Annotated in this window: 23 protein-coding genes, 1 tRNA gene and 1 pseudogene; 18 read left to right on the top strand and 7 right to left on the bottom strand. The window is 56.2% G+C overall.

Annotation, left to right across the window (positions count from 1 at the left end):
- Positions 1-8: 8 nt before the first annotated feature.
- From pyrF to GRO01_RS05405, 4 genes are all read left to right on the top strand, one after another.
- Positions 9-719, top strand: coding sequence for an orotidine-5'-phosphate decarboxylase (gene pyrF / locus GRO01_RS05420; protein WP_062510532.1), 711 nt, complete (start codon positions 9-11; stop codon positions 717-719).
- Positions 716-1,372: a phosphoribosylanthranilate isomerase gene (locus GRO01_RS05415; RefSeq protein ID WP_062510535.1), complete on the top strand. Its 657-nt coding sequence runs from the start codon at positions 716-718 to the stop codon at positions 1,370-1,372. Before pyrF ends, GRO01_RS05415 begins: the two co-directional genes overlap by 4 nt.
- 18 nt (positions 1,373-1,390) lie before the next feature.
- Positions 1,391-1,481: transfer RNA gene (locus GRO01_RS05410), tRNA-Ser, on the top strand.
- 160 nt (positions 1,482-1,641) lie between these two features.
- Positions 1,642-2,874: a tyrosine-type recombinase/integrase gene (locus GRO01_RS05405; RefSeq protein ID WP_062510537.1), complete on the top strand. Its 1,233-nt coding sequence runs from the start codon at positions 1,642-1,644 to the stop codon at positions 2,872-2,874.
- Here the strand turns inward: GRO01_RS05405 and GRO01_RS05400 are convergent.
- The 3 genes from GRO01_RS05400 to GRO01_RS05390 form a co-directional block, all read right to left on the bottom strand.
- A complete protein-coding gene (locus GRO01_RS05400; RefSeq protein ID WP_062510539.1) occupies positions 2,869-3,081 on the bottom strand; it encodes a helix-turn-helix transcriptional regulator in 213 nt (70 codons plus the stop codon). The genes GRO01_RS05405 and GRO01_RS05400 overlap by 6 nt on opposite strands.
- Entirely contained in the window at positions 3,074-3,361 is a 288-nt protein-coding gene (locus GRO01_RS05395) for a hypothetical protein (protein WP_062510540.1), read from the bottom strand. The genes GRO01_RS05400 and GRO01_RS05395 overlap by 8 nt, the downstream gene beginning before the upstream one ends.
- A gap of 530 nt (positions 3,362-3,891) precedes the next feature.
- Positions 3,892-4,649 (bottom strand): IS5 family transposase gene (locus tag GRO01_RS05390; protein WP_141306871.1). Its coding sequence is split into 2 segments (ribosomal slippage): positions 3,892-4,328 and positions 4,328-4,649, totalling 759 coding nucleotides; the frame shifts between segments, so codons are not numbered across the junction.
- 801 nt (positions 4,650-5,450) lie between these two features.
- On the opposite strand from GRO01_RS05390, the gene GRO01_RS13820 reads away from it, so the two are divergent.
- Positions 5,451-5,663, top strand: coding sequence for a helix-turn-helix domain-containing protein (locus tag GRO01_RS13820; protein WP_083541296.1), 213 nt, complete (start codon positions 5,451-5,453; stop codon positions 5,661-5,663).
- A 1,282-nt stretch (positions 5,664-6,945) separates the two neighbouring features.
- Positions 6,946-7,410 carry a hypothetical protein gene (locus GRO01_RS05380; RefSeq protein ID WP_062508282.1) on the top strand — a complete coding sequence of 155 codons (465 nt, stop codon included), beginning with the start codon at positions 6,946-6,948 and terminating at the stop codon, positions 7,408-7,410.
- Between the two features lie 535 nt (positions 7,411-7,945).
- Here the strand turns inward: GRO01_RS05380 and GRO01_RS05375 are convergent.
- Positions 7,946-8,779 carry an AraC family transcriptional regulator gene (locus GRO01_RS05375; protein ID WP_062508278.1) on the bottom strand — a complete coding sequence of 278 codons (834 nt, stop codon included), beginning with the start codon at positions 8,777-8,779 and terminating at the stop codon, positions 7,946-7,948.
- Between the two features lie 113 nt (positions 8,780-8,892).
- Between GRO01_RS05375 and GRO01_RS05370 the strand changes: the two genes are divergently transcribed.
- Positions 8,893-9,624 carry an aspartate/glutamate racemase family protein gene (locus tag GRO01_RS05370; protein WP_062508276.1) on the top strand — a complete coding sequence of 244 codons (732 nt, stop codon included), beginning with the start codon at positions 8,893-8,895 and terminating at the stop codon, positions 9,622-9,624.
- A 382-nt stretch (positions 9,625-10,006) separates the two neighbouring features.
- Here GRO01_RS05370 and GRO01_RS05365 read toward each other — a convergent pair.
- A pseudogene (locus tag GRO01_RS05365) lies at positions 10,007-10,766 on the bottom strand (IS5 family transposase).
- 512 nt (positions 10,767-11,278) lie between these two features.
- Between GRO01_RS05365 and GRO01_RS05355 the strand changes: the two are divergent.
- The 9 genes from GRO01_RS05355 (at position 11,279) to GRO01_RS05315 (ending at position 19,150) form a co-directional block, all read left to right on the top strand.
- The gene (locus GRO01_RS05355) at positions 11,279-11,959 is read left to right on the top strand and encodes a hypothetical protein (protein ID WP_141306869.1); all 681 of its coding nucleotides are present in this window, start codon (positions 11,279-11,281) and stop codon (positions 11,957-11,959) included.
- 166 nt (positions 11,960-12,125) lie between these two features.
- Positions 12,126-12,314: a hypothetical protein gene (locus GRO01_RS05350; RefSeq protein ID WP_141306867.1), complete on the top strand. Its 189-nt coding sequence runs from the start codon at positions 12,126-12,128 to the stop codon at positions 12,312-12,314.
- Positions 12,315-12,422: 108 nt separating this feature from the next.
- Complete coding sequence (locus tag GRO01_RS05345; RefSeq protein WP_062508272.1) at positions 12,423-13,328, top strand: SctD/MshK family protein; 906 nt, start codon at positions 12,423-12,425, stop codon at positions 13,326-13,328.
- A gap of 37 nt (positions 13,329-13,365) precedes the next feature.
- Complete coding sequence (locus tag GRO01_RS05340) at positions 13,366-13,746, top strand: hypothetical protein (protein WP_062508269.1); 381 nt, start codon at positions 13,366-13,368, stop codon at positions 13,744-13,746.
- 4 nt (positions 13,747-13,750) lie between these two features.
- Positions 13,751-14,074 carry a tetratricopeptide repeat protein gene (locus GRO01_RS05335; RefSeq protein ID WP_062508267.1) on the top strand — a complete coding sequence of 108 codons (324 nt, stop codon included), beginning with the start codon at positions 13,751-13,753 and terminating at the stop codon, positions 14,072-14,074.
- A complete protein-coding gene (gene sctV / locus GRO01_RS05330; RefSeq protein ID WP_062508265.1) occupies positions 14,071-16,212 on the top strand; it encodes a type III secretion system export apparatus subunit SctV in 2,142 nt (713 codons plus the stop codon). Before GRO01_RS05335 ends, sctV begins: the two co-directional genes overlap by 4 nt.
- A gap of 31 nt (positions 16,213-16,243) precedes the next feature.
- Positions 16,244-16,969 carry a winged helix-turn-helix domain-containing protein gene (locus tag GRO01_RS05325; RefSeq protein ID WP_062508262.1) on the top strand — a complete coding sequence of 242 codons (726 nt, stop codon included), beginning with the start codon at positions 16,244-16,246 and terminating at the stop codon, positions 16,967-16,969.
- A gap of 22 nt (positions 16,970-16,991) precedes the next feature.
- On the top strand, positions 16,992-18,434 hold the full coding sequence (locus GRO01_RS05320; RefSeq protein ID WP_062508260.1) for a type II and III secretion system protein family protein: 1,443 nt from the start codon (positions 16,992-16,994) through the stop codon (positions 18,432-18,434).
- Positions 18,431-19,150, top strand: coding sequence for a hypothetical protein (locus GRO01_RS05315; protein WP_062508258.1), 720 nt, complete (start codon positions 18,431-18,433; stop codon positions 19,148-19,150). Before GRO01_RS05320 ends, GRO01_RS05315 begins: the two co-directional genes overlap by 4 nt.
- Here the strand turns inward: GRO01_RS05315 and GRO01_RS05310 are convergent.
- Positions 19,111-19,959, bottom strand: coding sequence for a tetratricopeptide repeat protein (locus GRO01_RS05310; protein WP_141306865.1), 849 nt, complete (start codon positions 19,957-19,959; stop codon positions 19,111-19,113). The two genes, GRO01_RS05315 and GRO01_RS05310, sit on opposite strands and share 40 nt — an antisense overlap.
- Before the next feature lie 308 nt (positions 19,960-20,267).
- On the opposite strand from GRO01_RS05310, the gene GRO01_RS05305 reads away from it, so the two are divergent.
- Positions 20,268-20,801 carry a hypothetical protein gene (locus tag GRO01_RS05305; protein WP_141306863.1) on the top strand — a complete coding sequence of 178 codons (534 nt, stop codon included), beginning with the start codon at positions 20,268-20,270 and terminating at the stop codon, positions 20,799-20,801.
- 80 nt (positions 20,802-20,881) lie between these two features.
- Here the strand turns inward: GRO01_RS05305 and GRO01_RS05300 are convergent, their stop codons facing one another.
- Entirely contained in the window at positions 20,882-21,490 is a 609-nt protein-coding gene (locus GRO01_RS05300; protein ID WP_141306861.1) for a hypothetical protein, read from the bottom strand.
- Between the two features lie 165 nt (positions 21,491-21,655).
- Between GRO01_RS05300 and GRO01_RS05295 the strand changes: the two genes are divergently transcribed.
- On the top strand, positions 21,656-22,192 hold the full coding sequence (locus GRO01_RS05295) for a hypothetical protein (protein WP_062508252.1): 537 nt from the start codon (positions 21,656-21,658) through the stop codon (positions 22,190-22,192).
- Positions 22,193-22,194 lie beyond the last annotated feature (2 nt).

The raw sequence follows: 22,194 nt of genomic DNA, 5'->3' as shown, positions 1-22,194 counted from the left end.
GTACCAGTATGTCCAACCGCACGAAACTGATTGTTGCTCTTGATACGGCCTCCCGCGCTCAGGCACAGCACTGGGCTGACAGTCTTAAAGATCATGTTGATGCCATTAAACTGGGGCTCGAATTCACCTATGCCTGCGGGCTGGATGCGGTGAAGACGGTTTCTGCAGGGCACAGGCTGTTTCTGGATTTAAAACTGCACGATATTCCCCATACTGTTGCTTCAGGCCTCTCTGCTCTTGCTCCGCTCCACCCGACGCTCACAACAATTCACGCCAGTGGTGGCACGGAAATGATTGCCCGTTCGCGGGAAGCTCTTGAGAATGCTTTCCCTAATGGAACGGACCGTCCGAAGCTTTTGGCAGTCACCGTTCTAACCAGCATGAACGCCGCTGGCCTTCATGAAATTGGCGTTGAGTCTACGCCTCAGGAACAGGTGGTCAGACTTGGAAAGCTGGCCATCAAGGCGGGTGCTGATGGACTGGTCTGCTCGGCCCATGAAATTGCTCCTCTAAGGGATGCGCTTGGTAATGATCCTGTTCTCGTTGTTCCAGGAATCCGGCCTGCGGGCAGTGCAACTGATGATCAGAAGCGCATCATGACGCCTGCACAGGCTGCTCGCGCTGGCGCAGACTGGATCGTGGTAGGCAGACCCATCACAAAGGCAGCCGACCCGGTTCAGGCCGCCAGAGCGATCATGGTCGAACTGGCTGGCGCATGACGGGGGTCAAGATCTGCGGCATCCGCGATACCCGGACTATGGAGCTCTGCGCAGGTCTGAAAGTGGACTGGGTCGGATTTGTTTTCTGTGAGGCGTCACCTAGGTTTGTGACCGCTGAAGAAGCGTTGTCTCTCCACGATAGTGTGCCAGCCTCGAGCGAAGGCGGCCCTTTTCGGGTCGGTCTGTTCGTAAAGCCGGATGACAGGCTGATTGAGCAAACCGTGAAGAAAGTGCCGCTGGATGTTCTTCAGATCTATGACACACCAGCGCGTGCGATAGAAATTCAATCGCGGTTCGAGCGTCCCGTCTGGCGAGCCTGTGGCATTGCCAGTCAAGCCGATCTTCCTACCGATCCGCGACTGTCAGGATACGTCATTGAGGCCCCCCGGCAGGAACAGGATAGTCGCCCTGGTGGCCTTGGACGCACCTTTGACTGGTCTCTGACCCAGAACTGGACATCACCATCATTCTGGATGCTTGCCGGTGGACTAAACCCACTTAACGTCCAGCATGCCATACAAGAAAGTCAGGCGCCTGCAGTCGACGTTTCGTCGGGAGTTGAGGCGTCACCAGGTCATAAATCTTCCGAACTTATTGAAAAATTTGTCCGCAATGCCCGAAAGGGACTTGATCTCATGCGGAAGCTCTCGTAAACACCGCCTCGCTCGACAGGAGAGATGGCCGAGCGGCTTAAGGCGCACGCTTGGAAAGCGTGTGTACGTTAATAGCGTACCGTGGGTTCGAATCCCACTCTCTCCGCCAGATCCCCTTCTCAATCAGTCTCATGTTGTCTCAAAGCCTTGGTATATCCAGCGTTTTGCGCCATTCTCTTGTCTCATTCGTTCTCGTTTTGTCTCATCCTGTCTCGTTCTGGACCGGGTAGACGGCGGGTATAATTTGGAAAGAGACCGGGTAGAGCCAAATGCTGACAGACTCGCAGGTCCGTGCGGCCAAGCCAAAAGACAAAGCCTTCAAGCTCACGGACGGCGGAGGCTTGTATCTGCAGGTGACGCCATCGGGCGGCAAGCACTGGCGTTGGCGTTATGAGATCGAGGGCAAGGAAAAGACCTACACGATCGGATCATACCCGGACGTTCGCCTTCCTGATGCCCGGTCTGAGCGTGATGAGGCCCGTAAGGTTTTGCAGGCCGGTCGGGACCCGGCAAAAGAAAAGAAGCTCCTCAAGGCGATTGGCAAGGTCGATCCTACCCAGACCTTCATTGCGACTGCCCGGGACTGGTTCGCTCAGCGAAAGGATCTCTGGACCGAGCGGCATGCTGCGGATGTGTGGCGCAGTCTGGAGCGCGATGTGCTGCCTTCCGTGGGCCATATGCCGGTCAATGACCTGACACCCCCGATCGTGCTTGCTGTCCTGCGAGAGATTGAAACGCGCGGGGCGGTAGAGTCTGCTCATCGCACCCGCCAGCGCATGTCAGACATTTTCGTCCATGCCATTGCCTGCGGCTACGGGGCAGCGGACCCAGCCGCCATTGTCGCCCCTGCCCTGCGTCCTGTGGTTAGTGGTCGTCAGCCAGCCATCACGGATCTGGATGAGGCCCGCGCCATGATCCGCAAGACCGAAGGCGAAGACGCGCACCCGGTCACGCTCCTCGCGTTGCGGCTGCTGTACCTGACCGCCGTCAGGCCGGACGAACTGCACTATGCGATGTGGGACGAGTTCGAGGACCTGGACGGCCCCGAGCCGCTGTGGCGTATCCCGGCAATTCGAATGAAGAAGAAACGGGAGCATCTGGTACCGCTCTCACGCCAGGCTGTTGAACTGCTCGAAGCATTGCGCCCCCTGTCTGGGCGCTGGCCGCACCTGTTTCCGAATGCACGCCACCCAAAGCAGGTCATGAGCGAGAACGCGATCGGCTATCTGCTGAACAGGGCTGGTTACCATCAGCGGCATGTTCCGCATGGGTTCCGGGCTACCTTCTCAAGCTCGATGAATGAGCGGTTCCCGGAAGACCGGCAGGCCATCGATCTAATGCTTGCCCATGTCATGAAAGACAAAGTGGAGGGCGCCTACAACCGAGCCCTGTTTCCTGCGCGACGTCGAGAGTTGGCGCAGATCTGGGTCGACCTGATCTTGGAGAAGCAAGCTGGCCTCAAAGAATTGGTGAGCACGAGCCGCAAAGCCCGCTCCTTATAGGACGGACTCGCTCTGTTCCTTCCAGGCATCCGTTCCAACGCGGATCAGCTCCTCAATATCGCGCTGATCCCACCGGACTGAACCGGATGACAGGCGCCGCGGCTTCGGAAACTGACCTGCGCTCATGTGCCTGTAGATCGTCGCCCTGCTCCATCCAAGGTGCGATTGCACTTCCTTTACGGTCAGAAGTTGTGAAGTCTCACTCATCCTGATCCTCCGCGCCCGTGACACATTTCGCTTTTATCTTGGCAATCTCCCGCGCCAGTATCCGTTTTGACCAGCGGTCAACTACCCATGATTCCAGCGTTCCTATCCCCCAGAATGCAATTCCAGCGTCCATCATCGGCGGTGAAAAATGGCGCCCTCCAATTCTGAAAACTTCTTCGATAACGACTACACTCCTAACTATGAGGAGGGCAAGGTAACCACTATTCGCCCATGATACCATTCGATAGGGATTGCGCTCTGTATCTGCCTCCCCGCTCATGCCGGGTTTCCTGCGGGCTTCCAGCTCCGGGCCTTAACCGCTTCGTATTGAAGGAAATGCTGGTAGCAGTGTCGCTGCGCTTCATCCGAATATCCAGATGCGGTCAGGCACCCAGACATGAACTGACGGCACTCAAAGGAAAGCGGCAGTGGGGCGAGCCATATCAAGACGTCGATACCAAACAAGGCGGCCATACAGATTGCAAAAACTAGCCCCGATCTATTGCGCTTATCCATCATTCCGCTCCCTCACGTGTAAGGGAGGAATGAGGCAACGGGGTGCTCTCTTTCTCACATGCCCCCTGAACGAGCAGTCTGGCCTGGTCAAAAAGCTCTCGATGCACCTCTTCTCCGAAGCGCTGCTGAACCAGTTGGCACACTCTTCGATGAACAGTGCGCTCGGCCGCGACTGACACAATCTGGAGCTGGGTCTGCGCATTCTGTGCTGCAGCTGCAGCTGCAGCTGCAGTGCGCCGGGCGGCGGCTTCGGTTCGGAGACGCTTCTGCTCCTCGATTTCGTAGGCTCAGGACTCATAGCCAGCAGATGACGGTTGCGGCAAGGCAGATGGCGGAGAAGAATACGGTCGGGCATCTGTCATAGCGTGTTGCAATACGCCGCCAGTCCTTGAGCCTTCCGAACATCATCTCGATGCGATTGCGGCGTTTATATTTTCTCTTGTCGTATTTGACCGGCTTTCCGCGGGATCTCCGTCCTGGAATGCAGGGCTTGATCCCTTTCTCTTCCAGGGCATCCCGGAACCAGTCGGCGTCATACCCGCGATCTCCCAGCATCCATTGTGCTGTAGGAAGACTGTCCAGCAAGGCAGCGGCACCGGTATAATCACTGACCTGTCCTGCTGTCATGAAGAAACTCAGCGGTCGTCCGTTCTGATCGGTGAGCGCATGCAGCTTCGTGTTCATGCCACCTTTTGTCCGTCCGATCAGGCGGCCTGGATCCCCTTTTTTAGCCTCAGGCTCGAAGCCGTGCGGTGCGCCTTGAGATACGTCGCATCAATCATAATCGTCTGCGGCTCTGCCTTGCTAGTAGCCAGACCGTCCATCATCCGGGAAAAGAAACCCATGGCGCCCCAGCGCTTCCAGCGGTTGTACAGTGTCTTATATGGACCGTATTCCCGAGGCGCATTACGCCAGCGCATCCCATTGCGGTTCACAAAAATGATGCCGCTCAGCACACGGCGGTCATCGACGCGAGGTTTGCCGTGGCTCTTGGGAAAGAACGGCCGCAGACGCTCCATTTGTTCGTCCGTCAGCCAAAACAGATCGCTCATCTTCAGTCTCCTTGCAGAGCCTGAATCAGATTTCTGTAATCAAATCAATGGGTCCTGAGCCTAGCGAAGTGCCGTTTTCATAACACCAAGCCTGTTGGTGTTGAAATCTGATCGCCAGCGCCAGCATTTTTATTCCTCCGCTTTTAGGCATTACGGCCATTATGGTCGGCGCGGAATAAGACCTATGCGTGGAGTGAGTGCTAGATTGAAGCCGGAGGGGAGCCTATTCAAATCTGCTCATTCGAGAGAGCGCCGCGTTCAAGCGCTATAAATAGCTGCGATGCTGCCTATAATAAGGTAACACTGTTGTTACGAATGATCCAAAATAGTAAAATAATTCTATTTAGTGGTATCCATAATTACATAGAAATAACTATCCTGTCCGTTCAGGTATTTTTCGGTCAGAGCGACGAATCTTGTAATTTACTTATGTGCATTCAACCAATGAAAATTATGAGAAATTCTAGGTCCGTTTCGGAATGTTTTATAGAATTTCTGTATCTTTAATGTTTTTTTGATGGTTCCGTTGATTGATTCCACATTCTTCCTGATCGTATAAGGCATAAATATTCTCAACAACCTCAATGGTTTGTTGTTTCTCGCCTTTTCCCCAGTGATTATCTGCGAGTTTCAACAAATCCGAAATTTTTGAGCACATGGCAGGCAACTCGCATCGTTTAAAATTGTTAAGGTCAGAAACGCTAGGAACGTTCCGCACACATTGCGGCAAAAAAGTGATCGTGCAAGAGCAACTAAGGCGAATTGCGGTCAAATTTTGTTTCGTGAAAAGGTTTTAAATATATGCAAAATTTGACCAAAATCATTGCGCAAAACGTCAAAGCTCTACGCCTTGAACGTGACCTTACGATCTCAATGTTTGCTACTAAAACCTTTCTATCCGAAAAGTTAATTAGTGAAATTGAAGAGGGTATTCACCGTCCTACCCCTGAAGAACTTCTTCAAATTTCAGAAGCATTCCAGATCTCTCCTTCACGTCTACTATCCGACCATTAAAGAAAAGAGTTTCCCCACCTTGGAGTGTCGCTCGATCAAGGTGGGGAAAAACGAGGCATCGCATTAGGAGTGCTGGGCCAAGGTCACTTTACTTTCAGAACGTTAATAATAGAACAACAAAATTAGAGAATCGAGATTTTTTAGGCAGGGGTTAAATGCGAACAACCGCCTGGAGTGATCCAAGCGGTTCTGCAGATCGAACAACGTTGTTCGGACTTCCTTGCTACTCTCCCCACTGTTTCCAAATCGTTAGCAACTAGCAGCAGAATTTAGCGAAACCAATTGGAAAATTATCCAATGAAATCAATGGTTATCGCTTTTGGTTCAATATGCCATCCTTTGCTTGCCTTATTTCTGACATCATCTGTTGCATTAGGATCGCCAGAAATATGATTTATGGTTTGTACAGGCTGATTTTGACTTTCGCATCTTTACGATTTCCAAAGTAGGTAAATAAAAAAGTTGCGCCGACAAGAAATACTGTTCTCCGGTCACATATATTTTGTATGGTATCCCATTGCATGATAAGGAAAATCCTATGTTAATATTATTAGGAACTCTGGTGTTTTTATTTTTGTTTACTTTAGTATCTTTTAATTTTCATTCAAGCAAGAAAGAGTTCGATTCCCTAAAGAGGGGGCAGTGATTGCAAAATTTATTCATTTTCTAACATTGGGTTAGCATCTTGTTTTCTAAAAGCTTTTTTTCTTCATAAACTTAGCCAGCCTTGTCGTGTAGTATGCCGATAACAGCGACTACCAAAGCGACTAATTGTGCCTCGGCCTTGCTGGTCCACCTCACGAATAAGGTATTTGCTGCATCCAGTGCAGCCATGGCTGTCGCATGCTGGATCGGTCCTGAGCATTGGATATCGGTTCAATGGTTGGATGCGGGTGGACCTACCACTTCCCACATTGCGCTCCCGCTCCTGAACGAGACAGTGCTACGGCCGGTAGATTTTCACCGTGTCACCGCATCCAAGGCGAGCGTAGCAGACTGGCGAGCTGTCAAGGAATGCTTGACGGTTCGGTTTGATGTTACGGCGAAAAAAATCAGACCGGGCATCAAGCCGGGATTTTCAATTTATCAAACTCTATATATCCCTGTTTTCAATAAGATGGCACATAGGTGTGACAGAAACTCTCCCGTCATGAGGAAATTTTCCTAATAAAAACAGGCACTTAGTTGCTCACAGCATCACCTTTGTGTTGACTGTGCGTCACTGGTTCAGTGTCATTATCCGTGATGACTTGCCCCTGCCCTTAACTGCTAGAAGTTGGGCATGAACGATATGGCTAATCTGACCGAGAGGCATGGAAGCTACTATGTGCGCTTCATTGTGCCCAAGGAGCGCTGGCGGGACGTTGGCGCTGTACTAGGCTCAAGCACGGGTCTGCGCAGAGACGTTCTGAAGTCCTTACAGACCAAAGATCGCAAGACGGCTTTTAAGCTGCGTGATGCGGCTCTGGAGGCCATCAGGCGTTCGCTTAATCTCAAGCTGGCTGAGGCTGGATTGCCTCCCCTGCACGGTGATGTGGTCCCGGACTGGATGAGCGAGGACTGTATCTTGTCCGAGGCACTGGAAGTCCGGTGGGAGATAGCATCCACCTCAGACAGGACTGACGGTGGTGACAGGCAAATGGGCCCTACAGACCCCAGACGCCGCCTGATTGAAGGCATGGATACTTTCTGGAAGATCGAGCCGAACAGCTTGAGAAGGCTGGAAAGGCCCCTTCAGGCTATGTGAGGCGCTTCCGGGAAACCGCGGTAGGCGAGCAGCAAACCCTTTTTGCTATCGTGCTCGATAGGTGGATGAAGGATCGTGAAACCTATGCATCTCAAGCCGCCATATCTCTGGACCGCGCTACGCTAAATCACTTCAGCCGCTATCTGGCCGATGTGCAGGATCTTGCAGAGTCGCCTGAGAACCTCATTGGCTTAGGGATGCTTACCCGCAATGCTTCGGGCAGGATGTTTTTCACGTCTTTCAGTGCCGGATAACGCGCAAACGCGGGGCCTGTAATCTCCTGAGGCTAATGCTCTCTCGAACTGCTGGGGGCGTCTTCTGCGGTCATTTCTGAGGAGCCTTGCCAGTCTGCCAAAACGGGACGAATCAGCGCTTGATGGCGTCCCGATGGGTCTCTTCAAGGCCCGGAAGGGCATAGAGATCACCCTCAGTCGCTGGAGAGCAAAGAAGAACCAGAGCAATGGATAGGTAGGACGCCGACCCTAGTTTGTGATCCAGCTCGGCGAGCTTATGCCAATCGCTCGTTAGGTCCGCCTTAGCGCGATTCCACTGCATACTGCTTTGGAGTGACCCCGAAATACCGACGGAACTGATTGATGAGATGGCTCTGGTCATAAAAGCCAACGCTCGTTGCTGTTTGCGCAGCACTTACGCCTTTCGCGAGCAGTGCCTTGGCGTGACCGAGCCGGACTTGTGTCAGGAATTGATGGATGGAAAGTCCAGTCGCAACACGAAAACTGCGCATGAGATGATATTGGCTGATCCCAACGGCCGAAGCGACTGCATCGATGCTCAGGTGTCCGTGAAATTCGTCTGCGAGAAACGCCTGTGCCTTCCGGATATCAGCAGGGCGCGAAACTGCCCTAACCGATCGTCCGGTTCGTTCACCATAACGCGCGATGATATTCCCCAACGCTTCATAGACAGCACATTGCCGCTCGAGCGGATCCAACGATCCTGAAGCAAAGAATGAAGCCTTCAAGAGCCCATCGGCAAGGCCAGTGTTGTGGCGGAGAAGGTCGCGTCCGAAGTCAAAATTTCCTGCTCCCGGCAGGATGTCTGTCGCCAGTGCGTCGACAAACTGGGCAGTCGGATAGAAAGCGCAGTAATCCCATCCCAGATCGCATTCTACAGCTTCGCCAGTGTGCACTTCTCCAGGCGGAATAATCATGACGGTGCCTGGCTCGGCAATGCCTTGATATCGCGCAATGCGGTGGTGTTGAGCGCCGCGAACGAATGCAGCGATGACGAACTGGTCATGGGAGTGGGCGGGATAGCGATAGTCGAAACAGGATGCGCGCAGTAAGTCCATTCCGCCCGGCAGGGTGGAATCGTGCCACAATTTCAACCTGTCTCGTGTCTTCGCCATCAGTCTTTCATTCCAATCAATGCCGTATGACGCATCAGAGCAGGATTTTCCAATGCGGCCCCGGATGCATCGATTAGGCATGATACATAGTATTAGGAGACGAGCTTCCAGATATGAATCAGATTTTATCTCAACGCCCTTTACGCCAGAAGGTCATCGGCATCCTTGGCGGCATGAGCAATCAGGCGACAGGCGAATATTATCGCATGCTCAATGAGCGGCTGAACCAGCATTTCGGTGGCTGGGACAACGGCGAGATCATCATCTCGTCGGTCAATTTCGGGAACATCCAGTATTTCGTGCGCGGGGACCGTTGGGACGAGGCCACGGCCTATCTGGAGGACAAAATCCTGCGGCTCGAAGCGGCAGGTGTTGATGTCATCGCCTGCGTCTCCAACACCATGCACCGTGTCGTAGAGCCTGCCATGGCGGGACGCATGACGCCGTTCATCCATATCGCCGATCCGACCGGTGAAGCCATGCGCAAGGCCGGGATAGGTCGCGTAGCCTTGCTCGGTACGATGCCGGTTATGCAAGCAGAGGCGTTAGGCAAACGCTATCGTGAAAAATTCGATGTAGAGGTGATTCTCCCGAACGAGACGGACAAAGAGCTTGTCGACCGCATCATTTTTGATGAACTGGTGCGTGGTGATCTGAGGCCTGAATCCAAAGCTGAATATCTGCGTGTGGTCGAAGCCCTGCGGGGCGAGGGCGCTGAAGGCGTGATCTTGGGGTGCACCGAGATATTCCTGCTTATCAACCAGTCGGATTTTCCAGACTTCCCCGTCTTCGATACGACCGATCTGCACATTCAGGCTATCGTAGACTTTGTTCTGGCAGGATGACCAGCAACGCTATCGGTTCATGGGAAACGTGCCGGATTTGATCCGGCGAGTATGCGCCGTTGTGCCGAATAAACCTGTCATCGTGGCGGGCCCGCTCGATCGGGTGGAGCGTATTCGCTCCTCCACCTCTAAGGATGCTCTGGGCTTTACGGTTGGAACAGCACTGCTCGACAGCGCTTTTCCTACATCACCCGATTTGGCCCAACAGATCGGCTACGTCCAAACTATTGTTAGATAGCTCTATCGGAAGAAACCAATAAAAAAACAAACCTGGCTCAGGCTTTCACGACATTTTTCGATTACTCCAGCCCTCGTGTGGCCGGTGAATTCATCATTGTTCCGCATGGTGTCGAGCATTGTCCCGAAGCTTTAGGCTCGGGACTTATAGCCAGCAGATGACGGTTGCGGCGAGGCAGATTGCCGAGAAGAATACGGTGGGACATCTGTCATAGCGTGTTGCGACCCGTCTCCAGTCCTTGGGCCTGCCGAACATGATCTCGATACGGTTGCGTCTTTTGTATTTCCGCTTGTCGTATTTTATGGGTTTCCCTCGGAATTTTCGGCCAGGAATGCAGGGTTTGATCCCTTTCTCCTCCACGGCCTCTCTGAACCAGCCAATATCATAGCCCGGTCTGCCAGTATCCATTCGGCTGGTGGGAGATCGTCCAGAAAGGCAGCCGCACCGGTATAATACTGATCTGGCCTGCTTGTCATGAAGAAGTCGAGCGGGGACGTCCGCTCCGGTGGGTGACGGCATGCAGCTTCGTATTCATCCCGCCTTTGGTGCACCCAATCGGACAGCCTGGAGGCTTTTTTTAACCGCAGGCTTGAAGCCGGGCAATGGGCCTTGAGAGAGGTCGCATCAGTCATGATCGTCTGAGGCTCTACCGTGCCGGTAGCCAGTCCCTCCATCATGCGGATGAATATCCTCATGGCACTCCAGCGCTTCCAGCGATTGTAGAGCGTCTTGTGTGGACCGTATTTGCAGGGTGCATCACGCCAACGCAGACCATTTTTTGTTCACGAAAATGATCCCACTCAATACACGGCAATCATCAACACCAGGTTTGCCATGGCTCTTCGGGATAAAAGGGCTGCAGACGATCCATCTGTTCGTCAATCAGCCAGTACAGCTTACTCATCTTCAGTCTCCTCAAGGAGCCTGAATCACATCCTGCCGCCCATATCAATGAGGCCTGAGCCTAGGTCACGCTTCAACGATTTCATGGCAGCCTATAATTTCGAGCGAAGGCTCAAGACCTTGAGCGGCCTTACGAATACGGCTGCAAAGTCTGGATTTCAGAGCCAGAAAAATTCATCATCAATCCAACCCATCAAATCGCAGGGCCAAACACCTAAGCGCAAAAATCAAGCTGTGAGAAATTCAAATAGCGGTTTTTCGACCCCTTCGGATTGGAAATCGGATTCAAAATCAGCGATAGGGCTACATTGCAATTAAGTGAATATTTACGAATTTTAAGCAGAAAGTTGTTTTCCTGAGATTTGCGTCAGGTTCTGGTCAGATTGCTTACATATCTCTTCTTTCAGGCCGAAACGACCATGCGAACTGCGACTGCAGGGAATGGAAATTTCGGGCAAGAGGGTAAGTAACGCCTTGCTCTCTGATCGCAGATTTTCTGGTGTGGAGAGCAGTATGTCCACCGTTGATAGCTACAACACTACATTTAGCCCGACGAGCACGGGCGACCTCAACACTTCAGCGACCGGCCAGAACCTGAGCATGGAAACGGCACAGGAAATGGAGCAAGCCCTGATCCAGCTCCTGCAGGAAATGGAAGCCAGCGGCAACGCCTCGGGTACGGGTTCGTCCGACACAGGATCTTCGACGCCCACACCTGTTGGAAACACGGGCCTGTCCCTGACCGGCAATCTCAGCGATGATATGAAAACGCTGAAGACGCTCGTTGACATGAACGGCACGAACGGAAACACCCTTCAGCAGTACGCCCAGGCTGTTTCGTCAGAAGCCAGCCAGCAGGGTAACGGCCTCGACTCCTCCGTTGCAGGCAATATCGGCCGCAGCCTGTCAGATGGTACCTACGACCAGGGCGGCAGCAGCAATGCCATCAAGCAGGCTCTTCAGGGCAACAGCGTCGATGCGCTGAGCAACAACGTCGACACGATTGCGGACGCCCTGCAGTCCGGCAAGTCCGGATCGGATGAGTTCAACAATCTCAATGCCCTGGCCCGCGAAGCCTCGAACGCCGGCAACAGTAACCTTGCCGATGTCGCGAAGATGCTCGCCAGCGAAATTCAGTCCGGCACGTTCAGCAGCAACTCTGCTGCATCCGAACTGAAGTCCGCACTGGGTTGACGCCTGGCATTCTGCCTGGCGCGCCTTCAGGGCGGCGGGAGAATGCAGAGCGTGTACAGGCGTTCGTTACGAACGTCACGGTTTTCGGGAGTTCATGTGGGCTTCCGGATGGCGCCAGGAGAAAACGGCGCTGTTTTCAGTCACCAACAACGTCATGGAGAATAAAATGAGCGGTTCCATTTCTGCCAGCAGCGACTCAACCATGCAGCAGATCATGCAGGAGTCCGAAGCCATGGAAGACCAGAACCTGCAGAAGCAGGAACAGATGTCTGAAATCTCCAACGCCCAGACATTTGCAAACGACTTTGCCCAGACGATGGAAAGCAACGCGAAGTCCGCCTTCACGAAGGACTGATTTCCGCATCGTCGGACATGGCCTGCATGCCGGGGGCAGACCCCGCCGTGCGGGCCATTTTCCGTTTTTGCCACCAGGAGGATCTGTCCTCCCAAGCAGGGATGCATCATGCTGGTTGTTCAGAACGGATTGCACAGCGATGCCGTCATGACGCTTGGCACGGAGCCTGTTATCATCGGTTCCGGCCCGCAGGCGACCATGGCGCTGCTCGATGAGGGCATCGCAGCGCAGCATGTTTCGATAAAGCCGCAGCCTGAAAGAGCCTTTTTGCTTCAGGCCCTCGCACCGGATGTTGTTGTGAATATGGTGCCTCTCCCGTCTGGCGAGAGCACGATCGTCACAGCCCCTGCGACGCTGCGGCTTGGGCCTGTTTCCCTTCATCTGGGTTCTGATGACATCCTCGCGTCTTCGCCAGAAACGTTTACGCGCGCCGTCGAAGATATTCCCACCACAAAACGGAAAATCAATCCCACCCTCATGATTGTGGGAGGAATGGCAGCAGTCCTGATGCTTGTTGTGATACAGGCGCTGTCGCATTCGGCGCCCCCCGCACGCAGGACAGACATGGCCTCCGTGTCTCACACGCCGGATCCGTCAGCAGCCCAGCCCGTCCCACAGTTGGTCAGCGATGCGGAACTGGGCCATCTCGTCGTGCGAGAGCTGACAAAAAACAATCTTCCCGAGCTGAGGGTCAGTGCCTCTTCCGGCGTCATCATTATTGACGGAAGCCTCTCGGCTCAGGAAATGAAGACGTTCCGCGAGGTTGAAAAATGGTTCGATGCCTCCTTCGGAACACAGGCCGTATGGGTTTCGAACGTCTCGCCCGCCCCGGCCATAGCGCCGGTTGATGTGCCCATTCAGGCCGTCTGGACGGGGAAAAATCCCAATATCGTCGTACATTCTCAGCGCTACCGGGTGGGCACTGAAATTGTCACAGGATTGTCGCTTTTCGAGATACGGAAACATACCGTAATAATGCACAAGGGTTTACAACCTATTAACTTCAATTACTGATCTGCGGTCCCCCGCAGATGAGGCGGAGACAGGACAGATGGTTCAGAGAGTCTGGTCCGAAGGGACTGTCCGTCTCGACCGTGCCCTGCAGGACCTGTCGCTCCAGCATGATGACAGTCTGCTGAACGCCGAAGTTGCCGCCCTTCGCCAGACACTGGCGCCTGAGAACGCGCTGTCCGAAACCATCGACCCACCCACCGTTATCGGCGCGGTCTATGCCCATATCATGCCGCATCTCCGCAACCCGGCGGTTCTTCTGCCATCCCGCAGGCAGGACCTGCTGCGACGGCTGGAAGAACAGGCCTCCTCGCGCTCAAGCTCGGCTCCTGTCGTCCCTGGTGGGCTGGAAACACTCAGACATGAACTTGCGGCTCTGGAGCAGTTGCTCAAGGCGTCCAACAGTCTGATCGGCGGCTGAAATCGTGGAAAGCGATCAACGCGATCTTTTGCTGTCCCTGGCCTATCTCTACATCTGCTGCGGACGGCCCTGGCGGGCTCTGCCCATGTTGCTGCTGGTGCTCGCGCAGCGCACGGGAGATCATGAATGTCTGCGGATGCTGGCGCATGTCTATACCGTCATCCGCCGCGGTGAACTCGCCCTTGTTGTGCTCGACTGTCTCGACAGGCTTGAGACCACTCCCGATCCGGGCAATGCCCTTCTGAGAGCGCGGGCGCTGCATCAGCTTGGTCGGCTCGACGAAGCGCGCACCTGTTTTGCGCACTATACGCGGCACGCTGCGGCATGAAACATCTCGCGCCCTTTTTCCGGGTCATGAGCCAGCGGCAGGATCTGGCACTCGTTCTGGTGCTGGTCCTGACGATCGGCATGCTCATCATGCCGCTGCCTGCGGCCTTTGCGGATGTGCTGATCGGATGCAATCTCAGCCTGTCGGTCCTGCTTCTGATGGTGGCCGTCTATCTGCGGTCGCCGCTGGATCTGACAGCGCTTCCCGGCATGATCCTCGTCTCGACCGTGTTTCGGCTGGCGCTTGAAGTCACGGTCACGCGACTGATCCTCACGACGGCGGATGCCGGGGCGATTGTTGAAACGTTTGGCGAATTCGTCATCGGCGGAAACATCGTCGTCGGTCTCGTCGTTTTCGCCATCGTTACCACGGTCCAGTTCATCGTTGTCACAAAAGGCACCGAACGCGTTGCCGAAGTGGGCGCACGCTTTACACTTGATGCCATGCCCGGCAAGCAGATGAGCATCGACAGCGATCTGCGGTCAGGCGATATCGACGCGATCGAGGCCAGGCGCCGGCGCACGGAACTCGCCAGCGAAAGCGCCCTGCACGGCGCAATGGATGGTGCCCTGAAATTCGTGAAGGGCGATGCGATCGCCGGGCTGATCATCATCGTGGTCAATCTGGTCGGGGGGATCGGCATCGGTGTGGCGCAGCACGGTATGGCGATCGGCCAGGCCATGCAGACCTATACGCTGCTGACGGTTGGCGATGCTCTGATCTCGCAGATTCCGGCCCTTCTGCTGTCCATCACGGCGGCCGTCGTGGTCACGCGCGTGGGCGGTCATGGCATGGATCTTGGCCGCGATATGGCGACCCAGCTTACGGCAAATAGCAGCGCCCTGCGCGTGGCGTCGGTCGTTCTTCTGGCGATGGGGCTTATTCCCGGCTTTCCCAAACCCGTCTTCCTCATTCTGGCGGCAATTTTCTTCTGCGGCAGTCGCCCGGACTGGAAGGGCCTGACGAACCGCGTTTTCCGACGCTCCGCCGAACCGCATCCCGGCGCGCAGGACGATGTCTTCTCCGCCGCCTCACCGGCGGGACAGGCCAGCATGACCCTTCAGGAAAATTTCACCCCCCTGATGGCGATTACTCTCAGCCAGAAGCTGAACGCCACTCTGGACCAGGGACGCCTGACCCGTCTTCTGGCGCGCGTCAGCATGGAAATCGGCAACGATCTGGGCTTCCAGTTTCCCCCGCCTACCCTCCGTCAGCGCGACGGCAGCGGGGAGCTGCGGTTTTCAATTGATCTGGAAGACGTTCCCATCGAGGAGCATGAACTGCGCAGGGATTTCCTTCTGCTGCACGACGATCCGGTTCATCTGGAGCTTGCTGGAATAGATGGCGAGGAAGACGTCGCTCTGCTGACCAATGATCCGTCCCTCTGGGTTCCCTCCGTCAGCGAGGGGCGGCTCCGGGCGGCGGGGATCGGGTTTTACGATCATGCCGGGATCATTGCTTTCCGCTTCCGTGCTGCGTTGCGTCGCCATGCCGGGCGTTTCCTCGGGCTTCAGGAAACGCGGCAGATCGTCCAGCGCGTGGAGGCACAATATGCCGATCTGACGCGCGAGGCCACGAAACTGGTGCCCGTCCAGCGTCTCGCCGAAGTTCTCAGGCGTCTCGTGGAAGAGGACGTGTCGCTGCGCAACATGCGCCTTATTCTGGAAACGCTCGTGGAATGGGGCGAGACCGAAAACAAGGTGCCGATGCTGGCCGAACACGTCCGCAATGCCCTGTCCCGTCAGATCTGCCACCGTTATGCGACGAACCACAGGGCGATCCCCGCGATCGTTCTGTCGCAGGCAACGGACCAGCTTCTGCGGCAGTCCGTCCGCGAGACGCCTGCCGGCTCGTTTCTGGCGCTGGAAGTGGATGCGTCCCAAAAACTTCTGGAGGCCGTCCGCGAGCGTCTGGCCAACGCGCCCGGAAAATCCGGCGCGGAAGCGGAAACCACCAAACCCATCATCGTGTGTTCGGTCGACACGCGACGGTTCGTCAGGGGATTCCTGATCCGGAACGGCTTCGACAACCCCGTTCTCTCGTATCAGGACCTTGCCGACGAATTCCCGGTCCATCCCATCGCGTCCATCGGAACGGACGTGTTCGGGGCCGATGCAGTCATTGCCAGACAACAATGACGGATCAACGGATTTTGCAGGAGAAACGCACATGAGACTGATGATCATGTCCCCCGATAGCGGGTATGCAGACGGCCTTGCCAAAAACCTTCAGAGCGCCGGTTTCGGCGCCGATGTTTTCACGACACTCGACGATGCCAACGAGGCCCTGACGGCCTCGAATTACAGCCTTGTCCTGCTGGATTCCACAAGTAGCGATGGCGTCTACAGCGTCTGGTGGCAGGCGCGCTGTCGCTGTCGCTGCCGGCGACATGACGGCGACGAATTCCTCGTGCTCATCGCCAATTGTCAGGACGAGCGGATCGCAGCCCTCGAAGCGGGCGCGGATGATAGCGTGACGCGTGATGTAAGCCCGCGCGAACTGGTTGCGCGTGTTCGCACCATCATGCGCCGTCCGCGCATCCGGTCGGCAGAGCAGCACCAGTTCAGCGACCTCACCCTCTGTACTGCCACACGCGAAGTGCGGGTCGGCAATCTCGAGCTCACGCTCCAGCGCCGAGAGACGCTGATCCTGGAATCACTGATGCGTCGCAGGGGTCATGTTGTGCCCCGGGCTGGACTTGAGCACGACGTCTATGGCGCGCAGGCCGAGTACTGTCCGAACTCCCTTGAGGTGCGTGTCAGCCGGATCCGGCGGCAACTGGCAAAGGCACGCTCTCTCGTGACGATCGAATCCGTCCGCGGGGTGGGCTACCGCCTTGCAGCACGGCTCGACAAGGACATGGGAATGGCACAGTCGCAGGAACTCACTGCATGACGAACGGGGACAGTTTTTCAGTATGATTTCAGGCCGTTCAATACATCGCACATGGTTCTGGCGAATTGCCCGCACAGGCGCCGCATTGCAGGGATCTTTTCTGCTCATGGGCGCAGTCGGCATCGGGCTGACCACACAAGACGCAGCCGCGCAGGTACAGGCCGCCCGGCACAGCGGGACCATGACGCTGGCTGTCGGAGGAGCGCAGTTGATCCAGCTTCCCCGTGCGGCAGGCAATGTCATGATCGCCGATCCGAAAATTATGGACGTGCAGTACACCGATAATGACGGCCTGTTCATCTTCGGCAAAAAGTCCGGCCATACGACGCTCATTGTGTTGGACCAGAGCGGCCAGAAAATGATTTCCGGCGATGTGACGGTAACATTCAACATGGACGCGATGCGCACCATGATTGCAAAGGAAGGCGGCCGGAATGTCCAGGTCCAGATGTCGCCTGAAGGCGTTGTCCTGTCCGGCTCCGTTCCGGATGCCAAAGCCGCCGCGCATCTTGAGGCGCTTGCCAGACAATACGGCGGAAACGGCGCGAAACTGATCAACCGTCTGACAATTGGCGAGCCGGTTCAGGTCAATCTTGTGGTGCGGGTCGCGGAAGTGCAACGGCAGCTCTCGCAGGATCTGGGCTTTAACTGGACAACGGTTTTCAACGGTGTGGGCTCTTTCGCCATCGGTGCCGCAACGGGCGGACTGAGTGGCGTCCCCAGCGCCATCAAGGCCCTGTCGAGCGCAACCAATGCGCTTTCGGGGAGCTATACGAGCGGAGGGTCTTCCGTGACGGGCACACTGGACGCCATGGCGACGGAGGGGCTCGCGACCATGCTGGCGGAGCCCAACCTCACTACCATGTCCGGCGAGACAGCCAAGTTCCTGTCCGGCGGCCAGTTCCCGGTTCCGATCCCGCAGGGTCTGGGTACTGTCGGGATCACCTACAAAAATTATGGTGTCAGTGTTGATTTTACGCCAACGGTCCTGTCTGACGGGACCATCAGCATGCATGTCGCACCTGAAGTAAGCTCCGTTTCCACCGAAGCGTCGGAAGGTGCGTATTCCATTTCCGGCAGCAGCGTTGTTCCCGCCATCCGCACCAACCGGGCCGATACGACCATCCAGCTTGCCTCGGGTCAGAGTTTTGCCATTGGCGGCCTGATTTCAAACGACGCCAGCAATACCATCTCCAAGGTGCCGGGGCTGGCGGATATTCCAGTGCTTGGATCGCTGTTTCGCTCCACGTCGTTCCAGCGCAACGAGAGCGAACTGCTGATCGTCGTCACGGCCTATATCGTTCACCCGTCCGATCGTGTCCCGGCGCTGCCGACCGATTATATTCGTCCGACATCCGCAATCGAGGCGCTGCTGCTCCGACGCTCGGCGGCCGCTGCAATGGATGGGCCCGATCCCACACGCATGCCCCATCTTCAGGGTGCGGCCGGGTTCCTTTACGAATGAGACACGCGCTTTCCGCCCTTCTTGCACTGTCGCTGGCCGGATGCACATTCAGCGGCACCCGTTCGTCCGGCTCGCCGCCTCCGCTTCTTCTGGGCGTCAACCAGCATCGCATTCCTCTTGATGCCGCCAACGCAGACAGTGCGCTCGATACCGCGCTCACCAGACTGGGCGATCCGCGCGCCGTCCACGCCACGATCAACGGTGCGGACCCGCAGATTACGGCTCTGGTGACGCACGCGCTCGTCCGTGCCGGGGTGGAACCGGCACGGATCCGCATCGTCCATGACGTGTCGGACACGCTCGTCCTCAGGGCGTATGTCGTAGCCCAACCCGATTGTCGTCAGGCCATCCGACCGTCCTGGACCGGAGACAGGTCCGAAAGCCTTTATCCCCTTGGACAGTGCCTTCAGGCGGCAGCGCTTGCGGCGGAAATCGCCAATCCGGGAGATCTGCTAGAGCCCGCACATCTGCAACCGGTCAATGGTGCGAGGTTTGGCCGCATTGTGGAATTGTGGGAGGCGGGAATAGATCGCAATTCGCAGAACAGAACGCCTGCGACGTCGACCTTCCCATCGGCCATGAGCGGCGGCGGAACCGGGGGCAGCAGTTTCACACCAACGACCGGAAGCGACAGCACGGCAGCGCCTTCAGAGGCCACGACACAGAACGATGCGTCTCAGTCCCCCGTTGCGGACGAGGCGGCATCCACGCCCTGAGCGGCGTGCAAGAGCGTATAGAACCGCATATTTTGCTGGATCTGTTCGCTGCTGAGCGCGGCCGAACGTGCGGATTGCCGCGCGTCCGACAATTTGCCTTCAAGAGCGTAAACAATCGCCAGATTTCCGTCGATCGTGGAGAGCGAGGCCGCTGATGCCCCGCGCTCGACGGCCTGTGTCCGGAGGGCCAGAAGCTCGGTGCGCGCCTGCTGCGGCTGCCCCCCCCCCAGAGCTTCCGAAAGGGCGAGATCATTGGCGGCGGCGATGTTGGCGGGGTCGATCCGCAGCGCATCGCGATAACTCTGGCGCGCGCCCTGTGCATCTCCGGAAATTTCATAGGAAATTCCCAGCGCCACACGCAAAGGAGCGGAATTGGGGTTCTGCTGGATTACGGGGAGAAGAACCCCGATCGCTTCCTGTGACCGCTGTGCGGTATTGAGCAACTGGGCGAGCAGCAGCGCAAGACGCACACGCTCGGCAGACGTCGCGTTGGCCTCGGCACCATGAATGGCTTCGATTGCCTCGTTCGTCCGCCCCTGATGCATGAGCGCTTCGGCATAAGGCCCGACATAATCCGGCTGTCCGGGGCGCAGTGCAACGGCCCGGCCGTAAAAGGCTGCGGAAGTGGTCCAGTCTCCGCGTGCGCGCGCACTGTCGCCGACTTTCATCATGGTCTCGGGGTTTCGCGCCGCCTGCCGCTCCCGCGCAACATCCTGTGCGTTATGCGAAGCGTTTGAAACACAGCCGGCAAGAGGAACCGTCAGCGTGAAAGCAAGGACCACAGCATGTGACGGAAAAGAAACCCGCATGAAAAAACTTTCGTAACGAAGCGCAGAACAGGTCTAGAGGGCGCAATCTACCAAATCTATCAGACGCTGACGATTTCAGGACACATCCTGAAATATGGATTTTTTTTGACAGGCGGCAGGAAGCGGGATTTCCGTCAGAATGTTATCGTTACGTGAAAGCGGAACCGTGCTTTGCGAATGTCAAAACCAGATCAGGATAAAGACAGACTGCTCTCCTACAGAATGAAAGCACGCCGATTTGTCCCTCTGTCCCGGTCTTTCAGCATTTCGGTGATGAGCGCAACATTGAATTATGGAGAGAGCCAGAGATGCCCGGTAGAATCGGATCCAGCGAAATTGAGCCCCATACGCCTGTAACCCACGCGGGCGGCAGCACCTCCACCCCGCAGAGCGAAATTACGGGTTTCAACGAAACCCTTCACAACACGGCGCCGAGACCCAGCAGCTCCATTTATTCGCAGAGTTCAGAAATACAGCCTACATCGGTCGCGTCTGAGCATGTGCCTACCGCGCACACCCCTCATACTGAAACCGACACCGTTACCGCAGAACCAAAAGCAAAGCCTGCCAAATCCAAAAGCGACACAGCGAAGGATTTTGGCGATAAGTTCGACAAGATCCTGAAGCCTCTTACCGTCACGCTGGGGTCTACCGCACAGATTGCCAGCCTGATTTCTTTCGGTCAGGCTCAGGAAGCCAAGAACAAGGACTCTTCCAGCAGCTCCAGCGCAACCAGCGCGAAGGACACGGGAACGAGCGGCGACACTTCGGGAACCGATGCCTCCGGCACGACTGGACAACTGCCGGATCTGGCCCCCATTCCCTCGCAGCAGACGTCCTGAAATCTGGGCGCACCTCTCTCCCCGGTCACAATTTCTGACCGGGGAGCAATTTCATATCCGTTCGTCAAAAATGTCCCGATCTATTTCGAGGCTTCCTGAACGGCACTTCCCCGGAAAATCCTGACTGTCCGATGACCTGCGCCCGGTCCGCTGAGGGACTGGATCGTCTGGCTGATGCGATCGCGCAGATCGGGCGGCCCGAAGACGCTGACGGAACGCCCGCGATCATCAGTGTGGACCGAATAATGCGGCTCGAGCATTTTCTTCGCGTCCACAACCCGCATCAATGCCGCATAAGACACACCACCCAGCGGAAAAGACTGTGTGTTCGTCGCGGATGATGGCGTAACGTGCAGCGTGTTGCCGTCATAATACCAGTCCAGCCTGTATTCGGCGGCCAGTGCATTCAGGAATGCCAGCGGCGTCTCGGCGGTAAAGCCAGAGCGCACATTCTCCTGAATGGACGGGTCCACGACGACGCGCAGGTTCACGTCTTCACAGAACTGGGTTAGGACATCGGGCAAAGTCTGATGGATGACCGTATAGCGTCCCTGATCGGGTAGCGGGAGCGGCTCGGCCCGGACGCTGTGCGGCAGTGCCAGCACCACAGAGGCCAGCAGAACGCCGGAAAGAAATCGCCGGTGCAGCATCGCCGTCTTTTCCGAACTGCAATTAGAGTTCTGCTTCATCTGTTCTTCTATAGACCGCGCGCAGAGGCCCGACAATTCTTGCCGGACGCCTGAAAAACACTTTCGGACAGCCCGTTTAAAGGTCAGGTTCAGATCAGCTTTCGCCCCTAGACTTGATTCCGATAGGTCCGGGCCTGTTGCAGGAAATTGTTCGGGGTCGCAGGTATGACAGGCATTACGGGATTGGATGCGACAGCGCTGGCCCAGCGCTCCCTCACCGACCAGACAAGCAACATGGCAGCAGGATCATCTGCGCCCGGCGACGATCAGGTTGCCTTCCTGCAAAGCACACCTGTGCGTCAGACATACGAAACGCAGGCCCTCTCCACGACAGACACACTGGGAGACCAGATCCTGTCCGGACTGGGACGGATCAGCAGCGCTTTTTCAACGCTCAATACGCTGGCGCCGACCGTTATTCCTTCGACAGGGACGGAACATCTGGCGCTCCCGCAGGGTAGCGTCGGAACAGCGGGGCTTTCGGGCACTTCCAGTGTCGCTTCCGCAGGCAAGACGGATGGAAAAACCGCCCCCTTGAACAGTCTGTTCGAGAAAGTCGAGCAGGAGGGGATTGCGATGTACAACGAGGCCCTGACGCGACAGATGGCATTCACCAATTCCGAATTCGAAACCCATATCATCACCGTGTCGTCACAGAACATGACCTCCACGCTGAAGAGCCTCCTTACACAGGGAGGCTGAGA

The organism is Gluconobacter roseus NBRC 3990 (assembly GCF_006538885.1).
Classification (GTDB): Bacteria; Pseudomonadota; Alphaproteobacteria; order Acetobacterales; family Acetobacteraceae; genus Gluconobacter; species Gluconobacter roseus.
Note: the sequence above shows the minus strand (reverse complement) of the source record. Positions and strands in the feature narration are given on the sequence as shown.